The organism is Bradyrhizobium sp. Kon58 (assembly GCF_055807455.1).
Genome location: NZ_JBVVOT010000366.1, coordinates 1 through 287 on the forward strand (window position 1 = coordinate 1; position 287 = coordinate 287).

The 287-nt window shown below is 54.7% G+C and carries 1 protein-coding gene; it reads left to right on the top strand.

Translation table 11 applies throughout. The features are described from left to right. The coding region (locus AC0L20_RS40800) for a hypothetical protein (protein WP_473295792.1) at positions 1–205 on the top strand (205 nt) is incomplete at its 5' end. Between the last annotated feature and the right edge of the window lie 82 nt (positions 206–287).

Sequence of the window (287 nt, forward strand, 5' to 3'; positions counted from 1 at the left end):
GTGGAACAAGGCGCGCACGCTCGCGGCGATGGGCGAACTACTGCCAGTCGCCCCCCTTGAAATAGAGGTGCACTTCAAGAAACCCGTGCGCCTGCCCAGTGCAGTAAGCCTGATGACTACCGGCACCGGCTCACGTGGCGAGTTAGTGTTGAGCGGCGCTGGCGACATACAGCATATGCTTGGGAAGTGGCGGCCGATTGTCTGAAAACAGCTGATAATTGTATATATACACCTTTAGTGATAGCGGACCCGGCCGGGTTCGCTATTTTTATTTAACCCCTTGATTT